The 26706-nt window shown below is 36.8% G+C and carries 27 protein-coding genes; 11 read left to right on the top strand and 16 right to left on the bottom strand.

Annotated elements, in window-relative coordinates; genetic code table 11:
- Positions 1 to 89 precede the first annotated feature (89 nt).
- The 10 genes from DF281_RS06585 to DF281_RS06540 form a co-directional block, all read right to left on the bottom strand.
- A complete protein-coding gene (locus tag DF281_RS06585) occupies positions 90 to 443 on the bottom strand; it encodes an MmcQ/YjbR family DNA-binding protein (RefSeq protein ID WP_109349462.1) in 354 nt (117 codons plus the stop codon).
- 34 nt (positions 444 to 477) lie between these two features.
- Positions 478 to 2040 carry a Vga family ABC-F type ribosomal protection protein gene (locus DF281_RS06580; RefSeq protein ID WP_109349461.1) on the bottom strand — a complete coding sequence of 521 codons (1563 nt, stop codon included), beginning with the start codon at positions 2038 to 2040 and terminating at the stop codon, positions 478 to 480.
- Between the two features lie 300 nt (positions 2041 to 2340).
- Complete coding sequence (locus tag DF281_RS06575; protein ID WP_109349460.1) at positions 2341 to 2658, bottom strand: hypothetical protein; 318 nt, start codon at positions 2656 to 2658, stop codon at positions 2341 to 2343.
- A complete protein-coding gene (locus DF281_RS06570) occupies positions 2655 to 3098 on the bottom strand; it encodes a hypothetical protein (RefSeq protein WP_109349459.1) in 444 nt (147 codons plus the stop codon). The genes DF281_RS06575 and DF281_RS06570 overlap by 4 nt, the downstream gene beginning before the upstream one ends.
- A 241-nt stretch (positions 3099 to 3339) precedes the next feature.
- On the bottom strand, positions 3340 to 4464 hold the full coding sequence (locus DF281_RS06565; protein WP_109349458.1) for an acetylornithine transaminase: 1125 nt from the start codon (positions 4462 to 4464) through the stop codon (positions 3340 to 3342).
- Entirely contained in the window at positions 4461 to 5240 is a 780-nt protein-coding gene (gene argB, locus DF281_RS06560; protein ID WP_109349457.1) for an acetylglutamate kinase, read from the bottom strand. The genes DF281_RS06565 and argB overlap by 4 nt, the downstream gene beginning before the upstream one ends.
- Entirely contained in the window at positions 5203 to 6435 is a 1233-nt protein-coding gene (argJ, locus tag DF281_RS06555; protein ID WP_109349456.1) for a bifunctional ornithine acetyltransferase/N-acetylglutamate synthase, read from the bottom strand. Before argJ ends, argB begins: the two co-directional genes overlap by 38 nt.
- A 10-nt stretch (positions 6436 to 6445) precedes the next feature.
- Positions 6446 to 7480, bottom strand: a complete 1035-nt coding sequence (argC, locus tag DF281_RS06550) for an N-acetyl-gamma-glutamyl-phosphate reductase (RefSeq protein WP_109349455.1) — start codon at positions 7478 to 7480, stop codon at positions 6446 to 6448.
- A 187-nt stretch (positions 7481 to 7667) separates the two neighbouring features.
- On the bottom strand, positions 7668 to 8891 hold the full coding sequence (locus tag DF281_RS06545) for an AI-2E family transporter (protein WP_109349454.1): 1224 nt from the start codon (positions 8889 to 8891) through the stop codon (positions 7668 to 7670).
- 62 nt (positions 8892 to 8953) lie between these two features.
- A complete protein-coding gene (locus DF281_RS06540; protein WP_109349453.1) occupies positions 8954 to 9895 on the bottom strand; it encodes an LCP family protein in 942 nt (313 codons plus the stop codon).
- 123 nt (positions 9896 to 10018) lie between these two features.
- On the opposite strand from DF281_RS06540, the gene msrA reads away from it, so the two are divergent.
- From msrA to apf (DF281_RS06505), 7 genes are all read left to right on the top strand, one after another.
- Entirely contained in the window at positions 10019 to 10546 is a 528-nt protein-coding gene (msrA, locus tag DF281_RS06535; RefSeq protein ID WP_109349452.1) for a peptide-methionine (S)-S-oxide reductase MsrA, read from the top strand.
- A gap of 116 nt (positions 10547 to 10662) precedes the next feature.
- Positions 10663 to 11568, top strand: coding sequence for an AEC family transporter (locus DF281_RS06530; protein WP_109349451.1), 906 nt, complete (start codon positions 10663 to 10665; stop codon positions 11566 to 11568).
- 241 nt (positions 11569 to 11809) lie between these two features.
- Complete coding sequence (locus tag DF281_RS06525; protein ID WP_109349450.1) at positions 11810 to 12595, top strand: SH3 domain-containing protein; 786 nt, start codon at positions 11810 to 11812, stop codon at positions 12593 to 12595.
- Between the two features lie 147 nt (positions 12596 to 12742).
- Positions 12743 to 13798 carry a DHH family phosphoesterase gene (locus tag DF281_RS06520; protein ID WP_109349449.1) on the top strand — a complete coding sequence of 352 codons (1056 nt, stop codon included), beginning with the start codon at positions 12743 to 12745 and terminating at the stop codon, positions 13796 to 13798.
- Between the two features lie 452 nt (positions 13799 to 14250).
- A complete protein-coding gene (locus DF281_RS06515; protein WP_109349448.1) occupies positions 14251 to 15759 on the top strand; it encodes a succinate CoA transferase in 1509 nt (502 codons plus the stop codon).
- 186 nt (positions 15760 to 15945) lie between these two features.
- Positions 15946 to 17550: an ABC-F family ATP-binding cassette domain-containing protein gene (locus tag DF281_RS06510; RefSeq protein WP_109349447.1), complete on the top strand. Its 1605-nt coding sequence runs from the start codon at positions 15946 to 15948 to the stop codon at positions 17548 to 17550.
- A 475-nt stretch (positions 17551 to 18025) separates the two neighbouring features.
- Positions 18026 to 18709, top strand: a complete 684-nt coding sequence (gene apf, locus DF281_RS06505) for an aggregation-promoting factor (RefSeq protein WP_109349446.1) — start codon at positions 18026 to 18028, stop codon at positions 18707 to 18709.
- Positions 18710 to 18793: 84 nt separating this feature from the next.
- On the opposite strand, the gene DF281_RS14895 is transcribed toward apf (DF281_RS06505), so the two are convergent.
- From DF281_RS14895 to DF281_RS06495, 3 genes are read right to left on the bottom strand one after another with little or no spacing between them, the layout of a single operon-like run.
- Positions 18794 to 19210 carry a Fic family protein gene (locus DF281_RS14895; protein WP_338084917.1) on the bottom strand — a complete coding sequence of 139 codons (417 nt, stop codon included), beginning with the start codon at positions 19208 to 19210 and terminating at the stop codon, positions 18794 to 18796.
- A gap of 3 nt (positions 19211 to 19213) precedes the next feature.
- Positions 19214 to 19516, bottom strand: a complete 303-nt coding sequence (locus DF281_RS14890) for a hypothetical protein (RefSeq protein WP_240605520.1) — start codon at positions 19514 to 19516, stop codon at positions 19214 to 19216.
- Positions 19516 to 19701: an antitoxin VbhA family protein gene (locus DF281_RS06495; RefSeq protein ID WP_109349445.1), complete on the bottom strand. Its 186-nt coding sequence runs from the start codon at positions 19699 to 19701 to the stop codon at positions 19516 to 19518. The genes DF281_RS14890 and DF281_RS06495 overlap by 1 nt, the downstream gene beginning before the upstream one ends.
- Positions 19702 to 20102: 401 nt before the next feature.
- On the opposite strand from DF281_RS06495, the gene apf (DF281_RS06490) reads away from it, so the two are divergent.
- The gene (gene apf, locus DF281_RS06490) at positions 20103 to 20780 is read left to right on the top strand and encodes an aggregation-promoting factor (RefSeq protein WP_109349444.1); all 678 of its coding nucleotides are present in this window, start codon (positions 20103 to 20105) and stop codon (positions 20778 to 20780) included.
- Between the two features lie 137 nt (positions 20781 to 20917).
- On the opposite strand, the gene DF281_RS06485 is transcribed toward apf (DF281_RS06490), so the two are convergent.
- The 3 genes from DF281_RS06485 to DF281_RS06475 form a co-directional block, all read right to left on the bottom strand.
- Positions 20918 to 21949, bottom strand: coding sequence for an LCP family protein (locus tag DF281_RS06485; protein WP_109349443.1), 1032 nt, complete (start codon positions 21947 to 21949; stop codon positions 20918 to 20920).
- Between the two features lie 224 nt (positions 21950 to 22173).
- Positions 22174 to 22374, bottom strand: a complete 201-nt coding sequence (locus tag DF281_RS06480; RefSeq protein ID WP_109349442.1) for a cold-shock protein — start codon at positions 22372 to 22374, stop codon at positions 22174 to 22176.
- Between the two features lie 220 nt (positions 22375 to 22594).
- The gene (locus DF281_RS06475; RefSeq protein ID WP_109349441.1) at positions 22595 to 22873 is read right to left on the bottom strand and encodes a DUF1033 family protein; all 279 of its coding nucleotides are present in this window, start codon (positions 22871 to 22873) and stop codon (positions 22595 to 22597) included.
- 114 nt (positions 22874 to 22987) lie between these two features.
- On the opposite strand from DF281_RS06475, the gene DF281_RS06470 reads away from it, so the two are divergent.
- The 3 genes from DF281_RS06470 (at position 22988) to DF281_RS06460 (ending at position 26690) form a co-directional block, all read left to right on the top strand.
- Entirely contained in the window at positions 22988 to 24712 is a 1725-nt protein-coding gene (locus tag DF281_RS06470) for a globin-coupled sensor protein (protein ID WP_109349440.1), read from the top strand.
- Positions 24713 to 24884: 172 nt separating this feature from the next.
- Positions 24885 to 25526 (top strand): 5-bromo-4-chloroindolyl phosphate hydrolysis family protein, encoded by a 642-nt coding sequence (locus DF281_RS06465; protein ID WP_109349439.1) that lies wholly within the window; start codon positions 24885 to 24887, stop codon positions 25524 to 25526.
- Complete coding sequence (locus DF281_RS06460) at positions 25527 to 26690, top strand: toxic anion resistance protein (RefSeq protein ID WP_109349438.1); 1164 nt, start codon at positions 25527 to 25529, stop codon at positions 26688 to 26690.
- Positions 26691 to 26706 lie beyond the last annotated feature (16 nt).

Genomic DNA, 26706 nt, shown 5'->3' with positions numbered 1-26706 from the left:
AAATAATTATCGCTTAATATTTCGGTTTTAGAAAGAAATTAATATTCTAAAAAAGTGCCAGTAATAAAACTGACACTCATTTGCCATAATTAACCAATCTCTTTTTGTACTTTTTTTGTGAGTTTATTAAATACGAGCTGACGTGCTTGTGCCAATAAATTTTCCGCAAATTCATTTGATTCATCAATTGAATAATAAATCGAAATCCAATGTGTTTTATTCATATAATAACCAGGCACAATTTCCTCATACTGCTCTCTCAATTCCTCCGCCTTGGCAGGATCGCATTTGAGTGTGAAAATTGGTACACCTTTTGCATCCGTTCCGAACATCGCAAACATCTTCCCGCCAATATGGTATCGCTGCGCTCCCCACTCTTGTTGGAAATCGGTCGTCACGCCTTTTAATGATTTACAAAAACCTTCTAAAACTTCTTTTTCCATACAATCACCCCTTTTCCTCTATTATACTCGATGACTACAGATTTCTTTTAGTAATTAGAAGCTCTTGAAATTCTTTTTCTAATGCTTCAGTCGGCTCAATACTTAATTTACTTAATACTTCCGTTATTTTTAATTCAATAATCATCTTCTCTTGCTCGCTACCTTTTGGTTTTGCCACTTTTTCAGCTGAAAATTGTTCATAATTCCCTTTGAATAATGCGAGTTGCTGATTTTTTATGGACATGATTTGTGTTGCGACATTTTCAACAAACCGGCGATCATGCGAAACGAATAGGATTGTACCTTCATAATTTACTAATAAGGATTCAAATGCTTCCATCGCTTCAATATCCAAGTAATTCGTAGGTTCGTCTAAAATGAGCGTATTGACATCCGATAGGAAAAGCTTACTCAACGCTACTTTGACACGCTCCCCACCGCTCAATACTTTTACTTCCTTATGGACATCCTCTTTCGTGAAATGCATACGCGCAAGCACCGTACGGATCATCGTTTCATCTTGTGATGAGGTAAGTTGAACGTTTTCAAGAATTGTTTTCTCTATATCAAGGATATCTAGATTTTGGCTGAAATAACCGATTTTTGCTGCGGGCGTGAACGTTACACCTGCTTCATTATTCATGAGTTTCTTCAAAAATGTCGTCTTTCCAACACCGTTTTCGCCAATAATCGCTACTTTTTCTCCTGCATTTACTTGTAATGTTGCCTCATTCCATAAAGCTCTCGATTTTACGTTACCCTTTAACTTCTCAATTCGTAAAATGACACGGTTTTTTATTTGTTCTGCATTCACTAAAGACATTTTAATGGGCGCTAATTCGCGCGATTTCTCTACAACTTCTAAACGGTTCATACGACTTTCTAATGCTTTCGCAGTCTTTCTCAACTTCTTTTGCTTATTTGCGTAGTATGGGGCTGATGCACTTGCTCTCGCTTCAGAAGACGTACGGTTTTTCGGTGTTTTCGCCGCACGCTCGGCACGTTCTTCTTTCGTTTTCATTGCTTTTTCCAATTGTTTTTTCTCTGAAATATATTGCTCATATGCCGCTTCTTCTTGGTGTTTCTCCAGTTTTTTTGCTTCCGCATATTGACTGTAATTTCCCTTATAAACGGAAATTCCACCGGCTTTCAGCTCCCAAATTGTCGTACAAACCGCATCTAAAAACGCACGGTCATGCGATACGACGATGAATGCTCCTTGCCAATTTTTCATATCATTTTCAAGCAATTCAATATGTTGCTGATCCAAGTTCGTCGTCGGTTCATCCGCTAATAGCAGTTCTGGATTGTCTTTCAACACTTGTTGGATATAGATTTGCGTTACTTCGCCACCGCTTTTATGGCCAATCGCCTTTTTCAGTTGCGGAATGAGTTGGCAATTCGTAAAATGGGTCACCAATCCTTCTTCTGGTACATTATTTTTACTTAAAATATTCAATAATGTCGACTTGCCACTTCCATTTTCACCAACTAATCCAATCTTCTCATTTTTGTAAATATGCAATTGTTCTATATTCAATAATTCGCGCTCTTTTGCAAATTGTTTTATATTTGATGCTTCTAATAGTATCCTCATACACTCATCTCCCTTAGTTTTCGGGAACAAAAAAGCCCCCATTCTGCCATCAGAATAGGGGTTTGAATAGAGGTGTACGCGAAAAGAGAGAGAAACCTCCCAATTGCCCACAACTACACAATCAACATCCTACTCTGAAGCATTTTCTAATTGAAGGCATCACAAAAAAAGATCGTATTGTGGCTAAAAACTTCAATTAGTTGCTTGCAAAAATAGGATTAGTAAATCATGTAATTGGGTCACCCTTCCGTTCGATTAATTAACATAAACATATACAATTTGATGTCGAATGTCAAATACTTAAATGACGAAAAATGCGATATTCGCGATTAAAAACCATGTGACACCCCAAATGACTAGCTGCTTCGTACTCGTCATTCCTTCATCGTATTTAAGAAGGAATAGCGCTAGACATAGCATTAGGACTGTTCGTAGGAATACGAGAAAACTATGTTCTGGATTTAAAAACAGTGCGACGACCGTCAGTACAATCATGACGATGAAGACCGTTTTAATAATGCGAATGACAATTTTATTGCGTAATGCCCCATCAAACATAAAAATAATGCCGACAACGAGTACGTAAACAATACTTAATTGAAAAATAGTTTCATTCAATTAGACTTTCCTCGTTTCTTAAAAATAAATAATGCTTCAGGTGTGGATTGAGGGGGAATACTTCGGGTCATCAATTGACAAAACGCAATAACTTGCGCGCCGTCTACTAAAGAAGAACCATATTTTTTCGTTTTCGGGTGTATATTCATCATGAGTTGATCATCGATTAAATGATTTTTCTCGTGATACTCCCCGTGAAAAACGCCATAGAATGAATCTTTTTCGTTTACTGCGAGTAAATGCTGTCCATTGTATGAATATTCGTGGAAATAATAGCCCTTTTTCAAATTACTCACTTGCATCGACTTGCCTGTCGAACTATGCAAAATTTCTGTTGTAAGTGGCAGGTGATAGATGCAAGCAGTTGTTTGAAGTAATATATAGTCTTTCGCTACGGCGATTTGATTGATGACACCTTCGCGCAATTTGATTTGATTCATGGAATTCCTCCTAAAAAAATTATCTATGTATCGTATGAACGACGATTTCCCCATTTTGTTCCCATTATACATGATTTTTCCGAATGAAAAAAATGTAAACAAAAAAACCTCATCACAATGAGGTTTTTCCGTGTGTTTCCTAAGTGATTTGGTCCCTGTTCCGCCTCACTTACAAAACACTTTGTTATTTAAGAGGTATGTTTTGTGAATGGTGATTCGCTGAACACATTAATTCACAAAACTAGTTCAATACTTTTGCTAAAATAGTTACCGCTTCATCGATTTCTGCATTAGTTACATTCAAAGGTGGTAGTAAGCGAAGTGTCGTTTCCCCTGCGCCAACTACGAGCAACCCTTGCTTTTCACATGCATCTACAACTTGCGCAAGTGGCTGATCAACTGAAATTCCGAGTAGCAATCCCCAACCTTTTACGTCACTTTTCAGCAAATGAAGTGCCAATTGTTTTTGGAAATAGGCGGATTTTTCATTCACATTTTTTAAAAATGCTTCATTAAAAGTGAGATCGATGACCGTCTGGGCAACCGCGACTGCTAATGGATTACCGCCAAATGTCGAACCATGAGTCCCTGGCCCAAACGCTTCAAATAACTCGGCAGTTCCAAGCATCGCGCCAATCGGAAATCCGCCACCAAGACCTTTTGCCAAAGTAACAATATGCGGTTTTAGTACGGTCTGTTCAAAAGCGTATTTCGTGCCAGTGCGAGCAATCCCTGTTTGCACTTCGTCAATGATGAGCAGTATCCCTTTTTCATCACAGATTGACTGAATCATTTCAGCAAATTCGTCCGTAATCGCGTTAACTCCGCCTTCACCTTGAATCATTTCAAGCATAATTGCGCCCGTTTCATCGTCGATTGCATGTTGTAAAATTTGGGGTTCGTTAAATGGCAAGTATTCAAATGTATCTACGATTGGTCCGAAATCGCTATGTACTTTCTCTTGCCCCGTCGCACTCATCGCGCCGAAAGTTCGCCCATGAAATGAATTATTAAATGTAATCATCTTATGTTTTTTCGTATATTTACGCGCAAGTTTGATCGCTGCTTCATTCGCTTCCGTACCTGAATTACAGAAAAATGCATGACTCAAATGCGTTTCTTCCACTAAATCGGCAGCTAATTGTTCCTGCTCCGTACTCGTAAATAAATTGGATGTATGCCAAAGTTTTTCACTTTGCGCTTGGATGGTCTGGACAAGTTTTGGGTGACAGTGACCAAGTGCCAAAACGGCAATTCCACTTGTGAAATCTAAAAACCGATCTCCTCGGTCATCCCATACATAGGAACCGCTCCCTTTGACAAAATGGACGGGTCTTCTACCGTAGTTTTGGAATAATGCACTCATATCGAAACCTTCTCTCTCACAATTGTCGTTCCCGTCAAACTGCTTCCGACTATTCTCACGATTGGAATACCCAGCTTCACGCAGTTAGTAGCTGCTGTCACTTTCGGAATCATCCCGCCGTAAATATAACCTTGTTCAATCCAATATTCGATTTCACCTTGATCTGTTTCCGTAATCTTTTCATGTTGAATTTGAATTCCTTCAATATCCGTGACGAAAAGTAATTCATCCGCATGCAGTTCTTTCGCAATGACCGCTGCGACATCATCACCGTTTATATTGAGTAGTTGGTTGTCGTCTGTCATGCCGGTACACGCTACTACAGGTAGTAACTTAACTTCACATAAATCATGCAACATAGCAGTATTCACCTGCGTTACTTTACCAACAAAACCATATTGCGCTTGATCTAAATAATCACTTTTCAGCAAATGCCCATCTGCCCCATTTAAACCAATTGCTTGTATGCCAAAACTTTGAAATTCTCCTACTAAATATGGATTCACTTGGCCAATTAAAGTCGATGCAATCAAATCAATCGATTGTTCAGGCGTGACACGGATGCCATTGATTTTTTCAAAAGTTTGACCACTATTCGCTAATGCTTCATTAATTGCTGGCCCACCGCCATGAACGATGACGATGTGGCTTTGCTGCTGCATTTTTTCAAGTTGCCGAAAAAACACCTCGGACAAATTATTGATCATACTGCCACCTAATTTGATGACAATGGATTTTTTATGAGCGGTAGGTTGCGTTGATTTGGACATAGTCATACGTTAAGTCACATCCCCATGCTTGACCTGAACCAGTTCCTTGATGCAGATCAGCGTATATTTTCACTTCATGATTTTTCAAATATTCCGTAAGTGCTTCTTCTGAAAATGGAATCGGTTCCCCTTTTTCGACAACTGTAATATCGCCAATTTTAATGAGAATATTCGTTGGATCAATCGTGCATCCACTATATCCGATTGCACAGATGACTCTGCCCCAGTTGGCATCGCAACCGAATACAGCCGTTTTCACAAGTGGTGAGCCGACAACTGTTTTTGCGATTTTACGTGCTTCTTCATCCGTCAAACCGCCGTCCACTGTTACTTCAATTAGTTTCGTCGCTCCTTCGCCATCTTTCGCAATCATTTTCGCTAAATCCTGTGCGACTTGCGCAAACACTTCAGCAAATTGCTGCCAATCTGGGTGAGTCGGCGTTAAGACATCATTTTGGGCTAATCCATTCGCAAGTACGAGAACCGTATCATTCGTAGAAGTGTCACCGTCGACCGTAATGGCGTTGAAAGTCACATCTGTCGTCGATTTTAATAAAGCTTGCAATTCTTTTTGTTCGATATGGGCATCTGTCGTAATAAAACTTAGCATTGTCGCCATATTCGGCTCGATCATCCCTGAACCTTTTGCAACGCCGGCAATAATGACTTCCTTGCCATCGATTTCTAAACTGTACGCTGTATTTTTCATTACTGTATCCGTCGTTAAAATCGCTTGTGCAAAATCAATCGCATTTTCTAATTTATTGCCTGCTTCAATTTTCGCAATTCCCGCTTCTACTTGATCCATCTGTAACTGTTCACCTATGACACCTGTTGAGGATACACCGACTAGATTTGGCGAAATTTCAAGCTTTTGAGCTGTTAGCAATTGCATTTTCTTGGCATCTTCTAAACCTTGCTGACCTGTACAAGCGTTGGCATTGCCAGAGTTAATAATGATCGCTTGCATTTTGTCATTTGCGTACACTGTTTCCTTCGTCAAAATTAGTGGCGCTGCTTTAATAGCATTCGTCGTGAATACACCTGCGACACTTGCTGGCACTTCGCTGACGATGATACCTAAATCCTTTTTCTTATGTTTCAAACCGCAATGAATCCCTGCCGCACTAAACCCCTTTGGTGCGACGATGCTCTCACTCACTAATCTTTTTGCTTTTTCAAATAGTTGTGTCATATCCATTTCTCCCCTTTTATATGAACATAGGTACTTGTTCTAATCCTTCGCGTTCGTCAAATCCTAAAATAATATTCATATTTTGAATGGCCTGTCCTGCTGCCCCTTTTACTAAATTGTCGATGACCGAAACGACCGTCACGCGATTCGTTCGCGGATCTAATCGACAAGTAATATCACAGAAGTTTGTTCCCTTTACTTGATTCGTGCTTAATTTCGAACCATTCGGAATAACGCGCACGAATGGATCATCGGCATACTCTTTGACTAATAATGCGTCTAAATCTTCCTGCGTAACCCCTTCATTTGCTTGTAAATAGGATGTTGCGATAATCCCTCGAATCATCGGCACTAAATGTGTGGAAAAAGTAATTGGTTCTACATGATTTGTAAAATGCGCAATTGCTTGTTCGATTTCTGGAATATGTTGATGTTCATTAATTTTATAAATGGTTGTACATTCCGTCGTTTCTGTAAAATGCGTCATTTGAGTTGGCTTATTCCCAGAACCTGAAACGCCACTTTTCGCATCGATTATAATGTGTTGATGTGAAACGAGCTTACCTTTTAATAAAGGAAGAATGGATAATAATACAGCGGTTGGATAACAGCCTGGATTGGCAATTAATTTACTTTGCTGAATTTCTGCGTTATTCCAGCTGCATAATCCATAAATACTCTTTTGTAAAAACTGCTCTGGAGCGGGTTCTTTTTTATACCAATCGACATAATGATCACTGTTTTTCAATCTTAAATCGCCTGATAAATCAATAAAAACCGTCTGCTCATTCCAAATTTGTGGAATTAATTGCCCCGATACTCCTGATGGTGTCCCTATGAAAACCACGTCCAACCCTTTAATAGCATGAGCGGTGATGGCTTCAAGTGGCGAATCGATTATATTTTGTAAATGAGTATATTTCGATGAAAATGCAATTCCTTCTTCCGACGATGTAAAGAGCTTTAATTGTTCAACTTCTCCATGCGATTGCAATAGTCGGATCAGTTCTAACCCTCCATAACCCGTCGCACCAATAATTCCTACCTTCATCTACTCACCTCATTTATTTGATAATGTTAATTATAGTTATGTATATTTATAATGTCAAATGTATTTTTATTAATTGTTTCTATTTTCTAATAATTAGAGTTAGAATGCGCCAATATGCAGAAAAAAAGCACTCTATTGCATCCATCAATACGAAATAACTGTATTGACCTGCATAGAGTGCTATAGATTATTCATCTTTTTTAGGTTCTTCGTCGTCTTTCCATTCGGTTACTTCATAACGGTGATGCTTCGTTTGAAACTTGTTATAACGTTTTTTGAATAAATTCCATAAATGAGATACGAGTACTTTTAATACTGCATATCCAGGAATCCCTAGTACAACACCCGGTACTCCGAATAGCGAACCAGCTGTTAATAAGACGAAAATAATTGTAATTGGATGTACATGTAGCGATTTACCCATTACTTGAGGTGAGATGAACTTCCCTTCAATTAACTGTACAACTGTCCAAACTGCTGCTAATTTCAGTAGCATAACTGGTGCTGTAACAACCGCAATAATTGCGGCTGGCGTAATCGCGATGATCGGTCCTAAATACGGTACAACGGATGTAATCATTGCTAAGAAACCAAGTGGCACTGCATAATCCAATCCGATGATTAAAAATCCGATTGTTACCATGACACCGATACAGAATGACACGATAATTTGACCTTGAATATAACTACTAATTTGGTGATCTGCATTTTTTAGTAAATGAGCTGTATCCGGACGCATTGCTGGAGGTAATAATTTGATAAATGCGGCTGGAAGTTTCTCGCCATCTTTTAATAAGTAGAATAAAATGAATGGCACTGTTACTAATGCAAGAACAATTCCTGTTAGCGTTGTCACAAAGCCGGTAATGCTTGAGGCTAATCCTTTGCCAAGATTACCTGCTGCATCTTTTACATAGTTTGTTAAATCAGTCCCGATTTGGCTGATGGCTGCATTGAGATCAATGTCATACTTATCAAGCATTGATGTGAATTTTGAATCCTCAACAAGTACTTGGAATCCGTTGATAAACTTCATAAAGTACTGCGGGAACTCCGTTATTAGGTTCATGAATTGTTCTTTTAAAAACGGTACAACTAATGTCACTAATAAAGTTAGCAAACCAATGACCGCTAAATAAATGATGACAATACCCCAAACGCGAGGGATTCTCCATTTAATTAATAGCTTGAGTACTGGTCGTAATAAGTAAAAGGCGATGACCGCCAAAATTACTGGTAGTACAACTGTATGAACGAAAACGAGGATCGGTTTAAAAATAAATGAAACTTTACTATATAGAAGGAACACAATTCCTAATAACACGAGTGTTACTAATCCATAAAGTAAATTTTTGCCGCCTAAAAATCGAATAAATCGTGTACTAAAAAAGTCCTTTTTTCCAGGCTCCATGAACATTCCTCCGTTCTATATCTGTCTGCTGTTCATCGTATAGCCCTATTATACACGCTATATTACTTTTCAAAAACTAAGAAGTCATTTAAAGCCTTCAAGTTTTTCTCTAAGTCGATTTGAATGACTGAACCTGATTCTGGGTCACGAATGAATGAGTACGAGTTTTCAACTGGAATCGTTAATTTCTCAATTGAAACGCCCCCACCTTTCACCGCTCCTAGCAACATTTTCAGCTGATCATCCTTATTAATATCAGACTGTACAGAACCTTGTAAAGTTCCCAATAATTTCGGATAATTTTTCACATTACTTGGTTTAATAACTTCTTTTTTCAATGCTTCAAGTGCTTGTTGTTGGCGTTTTACACGACCGAAGTCCCCTTCTGCATCGTAGCGGAATCGAGAAAATCCAAGTAATTCCTTACCATTTAACTTTTGAGTACCTTTTTTCAAGTGAACGCCAATGTTTTTTGACATATCATGAGGTACTGTTACTTCAACACCATTTGGAGCTGCCACATCAACGATTTTCTCGAAATTATTAAAATCGACTACCGCTACATGGTTGATTTCGACATCAAACATATTTTTCAAAGTGGCTTTTAATAAATCAGCACCATCTAAATAATAGGCCGTATTTAGTTTATATTGTTTATATCCTGGAATGTCCGCAAAAATATCGCGCATAAATGAGACCATTTTTATATCGTTCGTATCTTTATTCCAAGATACAAGCATCATCGTATCAGAACGTGATTGCTTCTCACCTCTTGAATCGACACCTACTAATAGAATGTTTTCTATATCTTTATTCGATTGGGGATCCCCGTCGAATTTCAAAGTTGGTTTAGCCGGCGCATCTGCCTCAGCCATTTTAATTCCTGATTTGTATTCCGTATAAACATATCCTGCTCCTGCAATGAGTGCTATTAGAATTAAAAGGAAAAATATTCTACCTTTTCTTAACTTCTTCTTTTTCTTGCGTTGTCTAGTATTCTCCACTTAAATTCTCCTTTCATGATTTCCAATAGTTCTTTATAATAGTAACATGGAAAGTGCTAATTATTGTTATTTATTCGTACAATTCATACATTCTTTCAATATAATTTTGGAGGCGATCCGTTTATGAAAAATGAATTACATAAAGCGACATTTGCTGGAGGTTGTTTTTGGTGTATGGTCAAGCCATTTGCTGAATATGACGGCATTGAATCCATCAAATCAGGCTATATGGGTGGTACTGTTGAGAATCCAACATACGACCAAGTGAAAACTGGTGAAACTGGTCATACCGAAGTAGTTGAAATAATTTTTCAACCAGCCGTTTTCCCATATGAGAAATTACTTGAACTGTATTGGCAGCAAGTCGATCCAACCGACGATGATGGACAATTCCAAGATCGTGGTTCCAACTATCGCGCGATGATTTTTTATCATAATGATGAGCAGAAAATCCTTGCTGAACAGTCGAAACAAGTATTAATCGATTCTGGGCGCTTCACAAAACCTGTCATTACACCGATTATTCCCGCAGAAACATTTTATATTGCAGAAGAATATCACCAAGATTTTTATAAAAAGAATACTACTGAGTACGAAACTGATCGCGCTCAATCGGGTCGAGATGAATTTATTCAAGACCATTGGAAATGAGCCGATTCAAAGTGAAGGACGAACATCATTGAAAAAGGGTTCACTGCCCTTTTTCCGTTTTTACCCTTTATCCCCTTAAATAAACTATTTTCCCAACTATAGAAGGAAGTGATTATATGGATTTATTCCTAGTCATACTGCCCGTTCTACTCGTTTTCCTAACTGGATTCATCGGTCAAAAGCTACTTCATTTCGATATAAAAAACATCTCAACTTTGACGCTTTATGTCATGTCGCCCGTCCTTGCATTTAGAACTTTCTACACGACGCCACTGACAATTGATTATATGTATATTTTCACTTTTGCTATTTTACTATGCTTTTTCTTATTTATTATTACATATATCGCCACGAAAATTATGTGCGCGGATCGTTCGGAATCATCTGCCATGATGCTCGGCGCAGTCTTTATGAATAGCGGCAATTACGGCGCACCTGTCGCATTATTCGCCTTTGGTGACCAAGGTTTCCATATCGCAGTCATCATTATGGTCATTCACTCACTCTTTATGAATACATTGGGCATATTTTTCGCATCGATCGGCAGTGATGATGGGGCAAATTTAAAAGATGCATTGTCAAAAGTGTATAAAATGCCCGTCCTGTGGGGTGCAATTATCGGTTTAGCACTTCAACTTGTTCATATGCCGGTCCACTCTTCTATTATGAATGGGGTCGACCTAATTGCGGACGCATCTATTCCCGTTGTCATGCTGATTTTAGGTATGCAACTGGCAGTTATTTCACGTAAAAAAGTAAACTATACGGCGATGGGTATTACGACAGCCATTCGAATGATTGCTTCACCGCTTATTGCCGCATTTATTTTATATTTCATGCCCTTACCAACCATCGTAAAATCCGTCTTAATTTTGCAAGCAGCCATGCCAGCCGCAGCAAATACGACAATGCTCGCATTACAGTTTAATACGAAGCCTGATTTAGTATCATTTACGACATTGATCACAACCATAATTAGTATAATTACTATTCCTATTGTACTTTTCTTCTTAGGTGTTTAATAAAAAAGGGGCTAATTATCCTCTTTTTTTTAAAACTTTTTTGACGTATAATTCGTCTAATCATTAGTTCTTATAAACTAATCGATTCGATAAATACGATTTTTATATTATATTTAGATTTTTAGGTCATTTTTCTACCATTCCGTGTTTATGAATTACTTTTATTGGAAATGTACTAATAGATGGCGATTCGCTATTATACATACTATTTTTCAGGGTCGCATACTAAGGAGGGGCAAAAATGAAAAACTATCAAAAAAATTCAGTTAAATTACTTACGATTATGGCGCTAAGCTTATCGACATTCGCATTTACTTCTATTAATAGTAGTGCGGCAACAAAGAAAGTTACGTACAAATCTACTTCATTAAAATATTTCCGTGAAATCAAACCCGGACTAAATACGATCGTTTATAGCAAACCATCTTTGAAATCAGAAAAAATGTCGAAAATCCCTGCGAATAGCGGCGTTGTCGTTACTGGCCAAACGTCAAAAGGATTCTCTAAAATCCGCTTTCAATTTGGCTATGCCTATGTAAAAACAGCTAATTTAATGACTACAACTAAAAATACGGGTACAAAATATGCGCGTAATATTCATCAAAAATATCACTATGACCTACCACTTAACGCTGGATCAGGGTTTGCCCGTACATTCTATGCAAAATATACAACGACGTATAAACATATTCCTGCTGTAAAAGATTTTTGGCATCTAACTTCTTCACCCGACCAATCAAGTGAAGCTGAATATGATACGAAAAAAGGGTTATATGTTGGGGATATGGAAGATGGCTACTTATCTTTAGCACTTAAATATCCTGTAAGTACGAAGAATTCATGGGTTGGACCTTATGGCAACAAAACAAAAGTCATTTCTAAAAAGAATACGGTGAAAACAACTGCTGGTACATTTAAAAATGTCGTATCTGTTAAAAACGGCAAAACAGTATCATACTTTGCACCGAATAAAGGCTTAATTCAAGTAAAAGAGAATAATAAAACTGTCTTAAAATTGATCAAATAATCCCCCCTCCCCTGAAAATCCCGTATGATTCAGGGGAGGGTTTTCGTAAATTTTTGTACTCGACTAAGTCCCTGCTGATCTTTCTTTCCAAGTGACTTAATACAGTGCTATAATAATACCCTATGGACAATGAAAGGCGATGAAATAATGAATTTAAAGAATTTACCGAAAAAATTAACACAATATGAACAAATCCATCTTTTAACACATACAGATTTAGACGGCATTGGCCCTTCGATCGTTTTAGATGCATTTGGCATTAATCATAATCCTTACTATGTAGAAACTCGAAAAATCGATGATGTTGTAATGGAGAAGATTGCTGAACAAAATGATCAGGAGCTAATCATCATTACTGATCTATCAGTAAATGAAGAAACTGCTGCGGCAATCGAACTTGTCAATAATCACCCAAATGGCAAATACATTATTTTGATTGATCACCATGCTTCTGCAATCTACTTAAATGACTTCAATTGGGCGGAAGTAAAACCCGAAGTAAATGGCATTAAAATGAGTGCTACTACTTTAATTTTCAAAAGCCTTTTAGATGCTTCATTTGAAGTGTCACCACTACAAAGAACGACGAACGAAGACGATGAAGTAGTCATTATCCAACCGGAATATTCGGCGAAAGAAAAGAATGAAATGTTAACGCGTTTAACTCATTTTGTCGAAAACATTCGCCTTTACGATACTTGGGATTGGCATGCATTATCGATTCAAGAAGCAGCTGATTTGAATACTGTCTTTTATTCGCGCCGTCGCCATGAATTTGCGAAGGATCGCATGAATTATATTTTGAATGGTGAATTATTTACGGAAGAAGACGCAAATTATTTACACTTTTCAAAAGAAGAACTTCGTAAATTACTGAAAAAGAAATCAAAACAAATGAATATTATTGAGAACTATCAATTATTAGGTCATGATACACCTGTCAACATCGGTGTTGTTGAAACCGATTCATTTTTCAGTGAGCTTGGTAATCACTTAGCAGAAAAATTTGCGGAAGAAATCGATTGTGTCTTCATTATTTCATTAGTGAAGAATAAAGTTTCATTACGTTCAATCGGTTCAACAGTCGATTTATCTAAAATCGCGAAAAATTATAATGGTGGAGGTCACCCTAACGCATCTGGATGTGATCTATCTGCATTAGGTCCAGATTTCATTCAAGCCATTTTTAATGCCCAAAAATAACAACATTACGTCATATAAAGCATAATTTTCCGTTAAACGAGAATTGTGCTTTATTTTTTTGATAAACATATTTTTGACGTATCTATTTTCAAATATTATTCTTAACTATCTATTACACTGGAGTTAAGCGGTTATACCCTGCTTTATTCAAGGTCAAAAAATTAACATTTTCGCCTATTTTATTATTGATAAAATAAATAAATAAAATTTTTAGAAGAAAAGACTAGATTAATTCAGCTAATTTGTGTAAGAATATAGTTAGAAATCGAAACCAAATTCTATTTCAATTTGTTAAGTGTGTTTCTATCTGACTTTTCTGTAATAGTACAGAATTGATTGATGTAACATACTTACCTAAAACAAAGTACTATTATTGAACGTCATGTACCTATTTTGTAAACCGCTTACATTACAAATAAGAGGCATGATCATACTTTTAGGGGGAATTAAGAATGGAAGCAACAATTGAAAAACGTTTAGGTTTAAAAGAATTAGCAAGTAAAGTAATGTCGGCTGATGAGGCTGCAAAATTAATCTCTGACGGCGACGTAGTTGGTATGTCAGGATTCACTCGTGCTGGTGACGCGAAAGTTGTACCAATGGCTTTAGCTGACCGCGCAAAAAATGAAGATATTAAAATTGATGTTTACACAGGGGCTTCATTAGGTCCAGAAGTAGACAACTACCTAGCAGCTGCTGGTGGTATTCGTAAACGTGGTCCTTTCATCGGTGACCGTGGAATCCGTACTCTAATTAACTCAGGCGACGTTTTATATGCAGATATGCACTTATCTCACAACGCTGAGCAATACCGTCAAGGAATTTTCGGTAAAGTTAATTACGCAATTATTGAAGCAGTAGCAATCACTGAAGATGGTCTATTAATTCCTACAACTTCAGTTGGTAACTCTCCAATCATTTGTGAAACAGCTGAAAACATTATTATCGAGTTAAACATCACTCACCCAGAGAGCTTAATCGGCATTCACGATATTTACGTACCTGGTGAACAAGGTCAACGTGAACCAATTCCAATGACTGATGCTACACAACGTCTTGGCTCAATCGGTATTAAAATCGATCCTTCAAAAGTAAAAGCAATCGTTATTTCTGAAGAGCCAGATGCGCCATCTCTAATCGTTCCTCCAGATGAAGAAACGCAAACAATGGCGAACTACCTACTTGATTTCTTCCGTGATGAAATCAAAGCTGGTCGTCTTACAAATGAATTAATGCCACTACAATCTGGTGTTGGTTCTGTAGCAAACGCTGTATTAGATGGCTTTGCTGATGCAGAATTCGAAAACCTAGTAGTTGCTTCTGAAGTATTACAAGATGCAGTGTTCAACTTAATTGACGCTGGTAAAGTTCGCTTTGCTGCTGCAACTTCAATCACTTTAACTGAAGAATTACAAGAGCGCGTTTACAGCAATCTTGAAAAATATGCTGACAAGATCACACTTCGTCCGCAAGAAATCTCTAACCACCCTGAATTAATCCGTCGTTTGGGTCTAATCTCAATCAACACGGCACTTGAAGCTGATATTTACGGAAACGTAAACTCAACTCACGTTTCAGGTTCTAAAATGATGAACGGTATCGGCGGTTCTGGTGACTTCGCACGTAATGCTCGTCTAGGCATCTTCGTAACGAAATCATACGCTAAAGGCGGCGCAGTATCATCAATCGTTCCTATGGTAACGCATGTTGACCATACTGAGCATGATGTTGATGTAATCGTAACTGAGCAAGGTGTAGCTGACTTACGTGGTCTTGCACCGAAAGAACGTGTTCCACTAATCATTGAAAACTGTGTACACCCAGATTTCAAAGAGCAATTATGGGAATACTACAACGCTGCTGTTGAAAAATACGGTAACGTTCAAACACCACATATCTTAAGCCGTGCATTCGAAATGTACGAAAACCTTGAGAAAACTGGTTCAATGAAAAAACAATAATCTTTTCAAGGCTTAAATCGATTCGTTCGGTTTAAGTCTTTTTTTCATTCCACTCTCCCCTATTTCTGCCTAAATAACGGATTATGCTAAATAAAATAATATCTTTCTCTTTACTTCAAACGATTCTATAGTCGTGAACCACTTTACATGATATAATGTAAACATTGTGAAAAAGGAGGTACTTACATGATTCAAGTAAGTAATGTAGCTCTTCGTTTCGGCGATCGTAAGCTATTTGAAGACGTTAATATTAAATTTACACCTGGTAACTGTTACGGCCTAATTGGCGCAAACGGTGCTGGTAAATCAACATTTCTAAAAATTCTTTCTGGTGAAATTGAAGCACAAGAAGGTCACGTATCTATGGGTACTGGCGAACGTCTTGCAGTTTTAAAACAAAATCACTTCGAATTTGAAGAAGTTCAAGTTCTTGAAACCGTTATGATGGGTCATAAAGAACTTTATAAAGTAATGAACGAAAAGAACTCAATCTATGCGAAAGACCCATTCACAGATGAAGATGGTATTCGTGCCGCTGAACTTGAAGGTGAATTCGCAGATATGAATGGTTGGGAAGCTGAGTCAGATGCTGCGATCCTTTTACAAGGTTTAGGTATTCCTGATTCAATGCACTACATGACTATGGCTGAACTAACTGGTTCTGAAAAAGTAAAAGTATTACTTGCTCAAGCTTTATTCGGTAAACCAGATGTACTATTACTAGATGAGCCTACCAACCACCTTGATTTAAAAGCGATTCAATGGCTTGAAGAATTCTTAATCAACTTTGAAAACACAGTTATTGTCGTATCACATGACCGTCACTTCTTAAACAAAGTTTGTACGCATATTGCGGATTTAGATTTCTCTAAAATCCAAGTTTACGTTGGTAACTATGATTTCTGGTACGAGTCTAGTAAACTAGCTCAACGTATGTTATCAGATCAAAACAAGAAAAAAGAAGAAAAAATCAAAGAATTACAAGCATTCGTTGCGCGATTCTCTGCTAACGCTTCTAAATCTAAACAAGCAACTTCTCGTAAGAAAACTTTAGATAAAATCGAATTGGATGACATCCGCCCTTCAAGCCGTAAATACCCATTCATCAACTTCTCAGTTGAACGTGAAATTGGTAATGACGTATTAACAGTTGAAGAACTTTCTAAATCAGTTGATGGCGAAGTTCAATTCAAAGATATGCGTTTCTCTATGAACCGTGAAGACAAAATCATCCTTCTAGGTAATCCAATTGCCAAATCAGCATTACTTAAAATTATTGCTGGTGAAGATGAAGCATTCGATGGTTCATTCAAATGGGGCGTAACAACTTCTCAAAGCTACTTACCATTAGATAACGAAGAATACTTCGCAGGTTCTGAAAAAACTTTAGTTGATTGGTTACGCCAATTCTCTCCTGAAGACGAAACAGAAACATTCCTACGTGGATTCTTAGGTCGTATGTTATTCTCTGGTGAAGAAGTTAAGAAATCACCTGCAGTATTATCTGGGGGAGAAAAAGTTCGTTGTATGTTATCACGTATGATGTTATCACATTCAAACGTATTACTATTAGACGAACCAACTAACCACCTTGACCTTGAGTCGATTCAAGCACTAAACGAAGGCTTAACTGCTTTCAAAGGCGCTATGATCTTCACTTCTCATGACCATCAGTTCATCCAAACAATTGCAAACCGCGTAATTGAAATCCGTGAAGACGGTTCAATTCTTGACAAGCAATTAACTTACGATGAATACCTAGAGTGGAAAGCTGCAAATAAATTAGACTAGTCTAATTGAAAATATTAGGACTTCGTTCACATTATATGTGTCGAAGTCCTTTTTATATTTTTAAAAATAGTTTCTTCTATTATATATGGGTAAAATTTAAAACTCTGCTTTCATATTTTTAGGAATTAAAAGGTTGAATAAACAATAAAATGGATGCACTTTGTAATATTCGAGAGGTTTAAGGCTCGTAATAAGGGGTATTATCCCCGTTTTTATAGAGAAAACAAAGAATTTCAAAGAAAATTAAGCGACGAAAATTCGATTTCAGCTGTTTTTATGGGAAATTTAGCCTCCCATTATAGCCCGTTATAGAGGTTTCTCTGTTTTTTGTTCGAAATAAATCGCTCATTTTAGAAGGATTTACCACCCTCTTGTAATACTGCTGTAACATTCGGGCAATCATTTTGTCATTGGAGTGAAATTTGACCTTGGTATAGTTGTGTCAGTTAGAAAAACCGAGGAGGAAATTCAAATTATGAAAAACCAACTAATCGCAATTACAGGTGCAGTCGCACTTTCAACAGTCGCATTCGCAGGTTCAGCTTCAGCTAAAGAAGTGAAAATCCAATCAGGTGATACTCTTTCAAAATTAGCAGCAACACACGGTACAACAGTATCAAACTTAAAACAACTAAACGGTCTATCAACAGACTTAATATATGCAGGTGAATTATTAGAAGTAGGCGGAAATGGCGTAGCACCAGTGCAACAAAAGCCAGTATACCAAGCGCCTGTGAAGCAAGTTCAAACACAAACAACTTATAAAGCACCCGCTCCAGTACAACAAAAACAAGCAGCTCCAGTTCAAAAAGCAGCACCAGTTCAACAAGCTCCAACCTATAAAGCGCCGGTAAAACAAGCGCCTGTGAAACAACAACCGGTCTATAAAGCACCAGTGAAAAAAGCTTCAACATCATCAAATTACCAAGGTTCTTCATCTTCAGCGAAAAGCTGGATCGCACACAAAGAATCTACGAATAACTACAACGCACGTAGCGCAACAGGTAAATATGTCGGGAAATATCAATTAGACCGTTCATATTTAAAAGGTGATTATTCACCAGCAAACCAAGAACGTGTAGCTGACAAGTATGTTAAAGATCGTTACGGTTCATGGAATAATGCAAAAGCAGCTTGGCAACAAAAAGGCTGGTACTAAGCTTAAATAGTTATATTTTCAAGACGGGGATTAATCCTCGTCTTTTTTTGCATTTAAAAAGTACATTTCTACGTAGAAATGTACTTAATCTTGCTTTGGTTTTTTAGTGTAAAAAGGTTTTTCCTCATAATTAGAAACGTCATATTTGCCAATTGAATGATATTTTTCAGAATCAACAGCACTATTCTTAGTTTGAATATGAGGTGTATATGTTAAAGCATCAGAAATAATCTTAAGTAAATGACTAACATCTGGCGCTTCTTGTACAGCAGCTAATACGAGTGAATTTCTTAAAAATCCAGTATGAAGAGAAAGTAAAACCGCATTAAATTTGAGATGATTCTGTTCAGCAAAAAGTTTCATGAAAACAGAAATAGTTCGCGTATTACCTTCTCGAAAAGGATGTATTCTCCAAATATCAACCATAAAATTCGTGAAAATCAATGGAAGTTGTGGGTTACTATGAGACCAATCTAAATTTTGGACACTTAAAAAAAATATTACTTAAATTTTTTGAATATTTGAATGATGACTATAATTAATAGATAGACCATTTAACACTTTTTCATTTTTATAAATATTAATAGTCCTAAATTCGCCAGCCCATGAATATAATTCTCCAAATAAATACTTATAGATTATTGAAATACTTTTAAAATCCAAGAAGTCGACATCGTGTAAATTTCGGTCGATATCAATTATTCCAGCAATCAATAACTGTGCTTCAATATTGATTAGATCTTGTTCATCCGAAATATTTAATTTATTGATTAATACTTTAGTATGTGGATCAATGTATGGATCCATTATTTAGACTTCCTAAAATACTTTTGTAAAATGGCTTGTTTCAGCTCTTTTGAGGTAACTTCGCCTTTTTCGTATTCGCATAAAAGTTCCTTTGTAAAAGAAGTAGGCTTTCCACCATCAAGTGCTGCCAAACCAACTGCAAAATCAATTTGCTTTTGACGTTCTAAGCGTGTAGAAACATTCATTAGAATCACTCCTTCAATTTTTTCTTTCATTTAGTATATCATAAATGAATTTTATCCAAGTAATTTCAACAGATATTGTCAAACCATCTGTAACAATTCAGTGGAATCGTAATTGTTTTTCGCTGTATTTGAATGCTTTTAAAGGAAAATGAAAAAAAAATCGATGAAATGTCTATTCGAATCAATGCTATTTTCATTCGTTACTTACATATATTTGCTTATATAATAGCTGGTATGAAAACAATCACATTAGTAATAAAAAAATCAAATTCATAAATTGTTAATTATATCCACCCCCTGTTACTTTCCTGTAACATTCGGGCAATCATTTTGTCATTGGAGTGAAATTTGGCCTTGGTATAGTTGTGTCAGTTAGAAAAACCGAGGAGGAAATTCAAATTATGAAAAACCAACTAATCGCAATCACAGGTGCAGTCGCACTTTCAACAGTCGCATTCGCAGGTTCAGCTTCAGCTAAAGAAGTGAAAATCCAATCAGGTGATACTCTTTCAAAATTAGCAGCAACACACGGTACAACAGTTTCAAACTTAAAACAACTAAATGGTCTATCAACAGACTTAATATATGCAGGTGAATTATTAGAAGTAGGCGGAAATGGCGTAGCACCAGTGCAACAAAAGCCAGTATACCAAGCGCCTGTGAAGCAAGTTCAAACACAAACAACTTATAAAGCACCCGCTCCAGTTCAAAAGGCAGCTCCAGTTCAAAAAGCAGTTCCAGTTCAACAAGCTCCAACATATAAAGCGCCAGTAAAACAAGCGCCTGTGAAGCAACAACCAGTTTACAAAGCGCCTGTGAAAAAAGCTTCAACATCATCAAATTATCAAGGTTCTTCATCTTCAGCAAAAAGCTGGATCGCGCACAAAGAATCTACGAATAACTACAACGCACGTAGCGCAACAGGTAAATATGTCGGGAAATATCAATTAGACCGTTCATATTTAAAAGGTGATTATTCACCAGCAAACCAAGAGCGCGTAGCTGACAAATACGTTAAAGATCGTTACGGTTCATGGAATAATGCAAAAGCAGCTTGGCAACAAAAAGGCTGGTACTAAGCTTAAATAGGTAGACATTCAAGACGGGGATTAGTCCTCGTCTTTTTTCTTTTTTAGAAATAATAAGCTTTCAATTTGCATAATTTTTACATAAAAAAAGCTACGCTTATTTCTAAACGTAGCTCCTCATCCAATAATTAATAATTTGTAAATCTAGCACTCGTTTGGAATGGTACAGGATCCAAACCAAGCTCTGCTCGTAAGCTTTCACTTAATTTTTGAAGATCTTGCTGATTCGCTACAAAATATGAAACGCCATTAACTTTCGTATCAAAGCCCTTCACTTCTGTTGAACCCATCTTCAATTTTTTCATATTCAAATATTGACTTTGAATCGCAAATAAATCACCAATGGAAAGGCTTGTTTTAACGTTTTCACCGAAAATCTTCGTTAATTCCCCTACTTTTAATAATGTACCTGCTGATTTAGTTTGGGCAACAGTTGCTTCAATCATTTGATTTTGGCGCTCTTCCCTCGGATAAATATTATTCACTTCACGCTTTCTCATTCGGACAAATGCAAGTGCTTCCTCACCTGTTAAATGAGCATGACCTTGCGCAAAATCAATGCGTTTTTTCGTATAAATATTGTCTTCCCAGAAAGGTTGCTTAATATCGATGTCTATTCCACCAAGAGCATCAATTACATCGCGGAAGCCATCAAAGTTCACTGTTACAAAAGCGTCAATCGGAATATTTAGTAATTTTTCTGTCGTTTCCAATTGGAGCTTTTCGCCACCATATTGATTCAATTCGCCGTATGTCATCGCGGCATTAATTTTATGAATTCCAGTATATTCGCTCGCGTTGTCAATTTGTACGCGCGTATCTCTCGGAATCGTCACTAAAGTGATTTTATGTTTTTTGGGGTTAAATGTCATAACAATCTGCGTGTCTGCTCTACCAGTTTCTTTCTTTGTAGCATATTCTTCAATGCCTAACAATAAAATTGAAAAAGGTTCTTCGCTGTATGAAACAGGTTTTTCTCTTAGTTCAGATTTATTGTCTTCTCGCTGCAATTGAACTTTCGACTGATCCAAAGCTCCTTTTACAGAAAAAACGGAGTATGTTAAATAACTACTAATTGTAGCAAAACAAAGACAGAAAACAATTAATAGATTTCTAATCCACTTTCGCTTACGCCTTTTAGCCATACGGGTTTTAGCCATATTATACCTCCATGTTACTTATGTACTAAAGATTATTGTATCACAAATATACAATTTTTTGTCATTATCTGAATAGTTTTTCAAAAAAAAATCGCATGTTAGTTACGACTCATTTTTTAACATGGGCGTCTTACTACAAGCTGCGAAATCAAATTTGCACAAATCCTCTAAAAAAACTGTATAGAAAAGGAAGTAGCAATTGCTACCTCCTGAAAAATTGTAAATTAAAGTTTTACAACGTTTTCTGCTTGTGGTCCGCGGTTACCTTCAGTAACTTCGAATTCCACTGCTTGACCTTCATCTAAAGTTTTGAATCCTTCGCCTTGGATTGCTGAGAAATGTACGAATACATCGTTTTCTCCTTCGATTTCGATAAAGCCAAACCCTTTTTCTGCGTTAAACCATTTTACTGTACCTTGTTTCATGTGTAAAACCTCCAAAAATAAAAGTAAACAATATGAACCTAAAAAACCATACAAAAATTCACATATTACAATAAGTACCGAAGACCGATCACTTTTTGTAATATGTGAATGGATGTAACGGTAATACAGTTTCATTTGTTAAGAATATTATAACATAATGACGTTATTAGTCAATTGAAATTTCAAATTTTTTCTAAAATTCACTTAATATACTCGCACTTTATTCTACTTCTTGCCAAATCAATCCGTGATATATTTGTAAATCATCCGCACAATTGTCGCAATAGACTGCTTCATTTTCAGACCAAAATGCCCAGAAACGATCTTTTTTCTGTTGTTTTTTACAATATTTCAATGAAAAGTCATGTAATAAGTTTTTAAGGAATTGCTCTGCTTGTAAACGGTCCTCGAATTCAGTTTCTGAAACGACAAACTCTTGCCAACCCTCGAATTCCCACCATGGTTCATAGTCTGCTTTCATATAGATTATTTTATACATTTGGAACAATCCCCCTTCTAACTTTCAAAAATTATCCAACCAAATAAACCTTTTTAACTACAAAAAAATCTAAATATATGCTAATATTACTAAAAAGACTTTGGAGGTTTATTCATGCTATCTTCTATTCGACCTAAACTTAATATGGAGCAACTTTTAGAAAGAGGGACAGATATTCAAACTGCTGACCGTTTTCAAGATACGCTTGCTTTTAATCATTTTTCATACGAAGATGAAAATAACTTGCAATACATATACAAAAAATTGGAAAAATCCACTCCCACTATGCAACAAATTTTCACAGAGTATTTGAGTGAACTATCTGCGGATCGAAAAAATCCTATTTCTGAACATTTGGTTTCGAATTATTTAACTACTTTCTTTACTTGCACGCGTGATGAAAACTACGTCAAAGAAGTTTTTAAATTTTTCGACCAAATTCGTAAATATAAGTTCGAGCCAGGTAGAACGATTGTTATTTTTAACCAGTTCGCATTTTATGTGACTACCCACCTATTGTACAACTTTGGTCTGAAGCCTGCAAAAGCATTCGACTTAATGCGCTCATTCCAATCTGCCGTTAATATCGACCAAGAGCTGTTATTTGAGTCGTTCACTGAGCGGACATTAGAAAATTCAATCACTGAAATCACTCAGTTAATCGATACAAATTCTCAAATTATGTACATGAAAGACTTAATTTATAGCCTGGATCGTCAAACCGATGAAATCCAATCATCAACTGCTGCTACGGAAGAAATCACCGCTTCGATTGCAGAGATTGCACGTACCTCTACCCTTATTTCTGAAAAGACAAACCAATCCGTTGAATATGCACTGAATTCACAAAATGAAATTGGCAGTGCTTTGAACGAAATTATGAAAACTGGCGAAACTTTTTCTTCGATTGTCGACTCTTTTAGTGAATTGCAAAAACGTGTTGGCGATATCGAAAACGTTGTCACATTGATCAACCAAATTGCCGATCAAACGAATTTACTTGCTTTGAATGCATCGATTGAAGCTGCAAGAGCTGGTGAACATGGTAAAGGATTTGCCGTAGTCGCGCAAGAAGTTCGCAAACTTGCTGAAAATACAGTTTCGGCATTAACGGAAGTATCAACGAATGTGAAACATTTAAAATCTTATTCTAACAGTGTACAAGACTCGATTACGGAAACGACGACAATTATTAAAGAAGCGACTGTCGATGCGAAATCTTCATTACCTTTATTAAGTCAAATTGTTGTAGAAATTGCTGAAATCAATGATTCTGTGAAAATGACTGCTTCGATTTCAGAAGAACAATCATCTGCCATAGATGAAGTATCGAATCGTATGGTCCAAATTACAGATTTACAGCAGGATATCCGCGCATTAGGTCAATCAACTTCTAACGGCATTCACCGCCTGAGCCAAGAAATTGATGCATTCCGCGTGAATATTGTGGATGATTCCAATGCCCAATTATCGAGTTATGCCCTACTTCAACTATCGAAAGCGGATCATATTTTATGGAAATGGAAGATTTACAATATGTTCTTAGGACTTGAAAATATCAATCCTGAAACGATTTCATCTCATACGGATTGTCGTTTAGGCACTTGGTACACTTCAGCGAAAACAATTGCCCGCTTTAAAAACGAAGCTGCATATAATCAGCTAGATCAATCTCACGCAGAAGTTCATCAATTTGCAAAAGATGCTGCGCGTGCTTACAACGCTGGGATGATGACTGAAGCAGAAGATTACTTAGGAAAACTTGAAGCTGCTTCTTCAAAAGTATTAGTTTATATCGACGAATTAATTCGCACGATCGAAAATCAACGAAATAGCTAAATGCGACTTTTATAGTTTGCATCATAAACAGGAATCGCGACGAAAAACGCCATTCCTGTTTTTTTTCATAAAAAATACTTATTTTTGAGTACTTCAGATTTATTATAAGTAAAGTTGAAACCTTCTTGATTTTCAATCGTATATTATGAATATAGGATAAGGAGGGAAAATCATGCTACATGCTGGACATTCAATTTTGCGAGTACTTTTCGCATTCATCACAATTCCTGTAACAATTGCCATCTCAATGTTTGCTTTTGCTCAGGGGTTCTTCATCAGTTTAGCAATTTCTGCCGTAGTATTTATCGTTAGTTACTTTATTGTTCAAGCTTATCAACGATTCAATAAACGTAAAAAATTCGGATTATCAAAATCTGAATATAATCATATAGAAGCTCAACTATTAGAAGCGAACGAATCATTAAGACAATTCAATCGCCTTTACTCAAGTGTTCGCTCCATTTCAGGATTTAAACAACTTTATGAAATGAGTCGATTAGCAAAACGTATTATTTCAATCGTCAAATCAAATCCTGCAAAATTTTATAATGCTGAAATATTTTTCTATTCGCACCTGCCGTCAGCTGCTGAATTAACAGAAAAATACTCCTATTTATCAAAACAACCGATTAAAGATACTGAAGTCCATATCGCTCTTCAAAGAACGCGTGATACTTTGGCTGACTTACTAGAATCGATGGAAAAAGACCTTAGACAACTTTTAGCTGCCGATATTGAAGATCTTAAAGTTGAATTAGATTTCGTCAAAAAAACCGCGAGAAGAAGCGATCGTAAAGTCGAGGAGGAAATTTAAATGGTAGAAAATAAACCGAATCAATCGATGGATGACTTATTAGCCAATCCATTCACAATAGAGCCACTTCCTCAAAAAGAGGTCGTGCAGCAGCGTGAAGCCACTGCGCCAGTTCGTCAATTAGACCGACTAAGTGAAGAAGATCAAGAAAAAGCGCGTCAATTAGCTTCGCAGATTCCAACAGGAAGTTACGAAGCAATCCTTACTTATGGTGCTAATGCACAAACTGCCCTTTCTGCCTTTTCAAACAAAATGTTGGATCATGTGCAATCGAAGGATATCGGCCCAGTCGGTGATATTTTAAAAGATTTGATGACGAAATTAAATGAACTTGACCCAGAAGATTTACAGCAGGAAAAACCAAAAGGTCTGCGTAAATTATTCGGTAAAGTTCAAAAATCAATTCAAGAAATGATGTCAAAATATACAAAACTAAGTACACAAATCGATCGTATCGGTGTTCAGCTAGAGCATTCAAAACGCGGTTTAGTGGATGATGTTAAGATGTTAGATGAGCTATATGAACAGAATAAAACGTATTTCGAAGCTTTAAATGTGTATATTGCCGCAGCTGAAATCAAACGTGATGAAATCATGAATGAGTTACTGCCAAAAATGCGTGCAGAAGCTGAAAAATCAGATGATCAAATGGTTGTGCAAGAAGTGAATGATATGGCACAATTCGTCGATCGCCTTGAAAAACGTATTTATGACTTACAACTTTCTCGTCAAATTACGATTCAATCTGCCCCTCAAATTCGTATGATTCAACAGACGAACCAAACGCTTGCTGAGAAGATTCAATCGTCGATTATGACTGCAATTCCACTATGGCGTAATCAGATTGCCATTGCCCTTACATTGAATAATCAACGTCGTGCAGTGGAAGCGCAAAAACAAGTAACTTCTACGACGAATGAATTACTACTTAAAAACTCTGAAATGTTAAAAGTGAATACAATTGAGACAGCGCGTGAAAATGAGCGTGGTATTGTCGAAATTGAAACGCTGAAAATAACGCAGGAGAACTTAATTTCTACAATCGAAGAAACATTGCAAATTCAACATGAAGGTCGCGAAAAACGTCGCCTAGCAGAAGTTGAAATTGGTCGTATGGAAGAAGATTTAAAACAACGTCTTCTAGCTATTCAAAATAAACAATAAAAATAAGGTCATCTAC

Source organism: Kurthia zopfii, from assembly GCF_003143955.1.
In the GTDB taxonomy this organism is placed as follows: domain Bacteria; phylum Bacillota; class Bacilli; order Bacillales_A; family Planococcaceae; genus Kurthia; species Kurthia zopfii.
The sequence above is the reverse complement of the archived record's forward strand: the minus strand, read 5'-3'. Positions and strand labels throughout refer to the sequence as shown.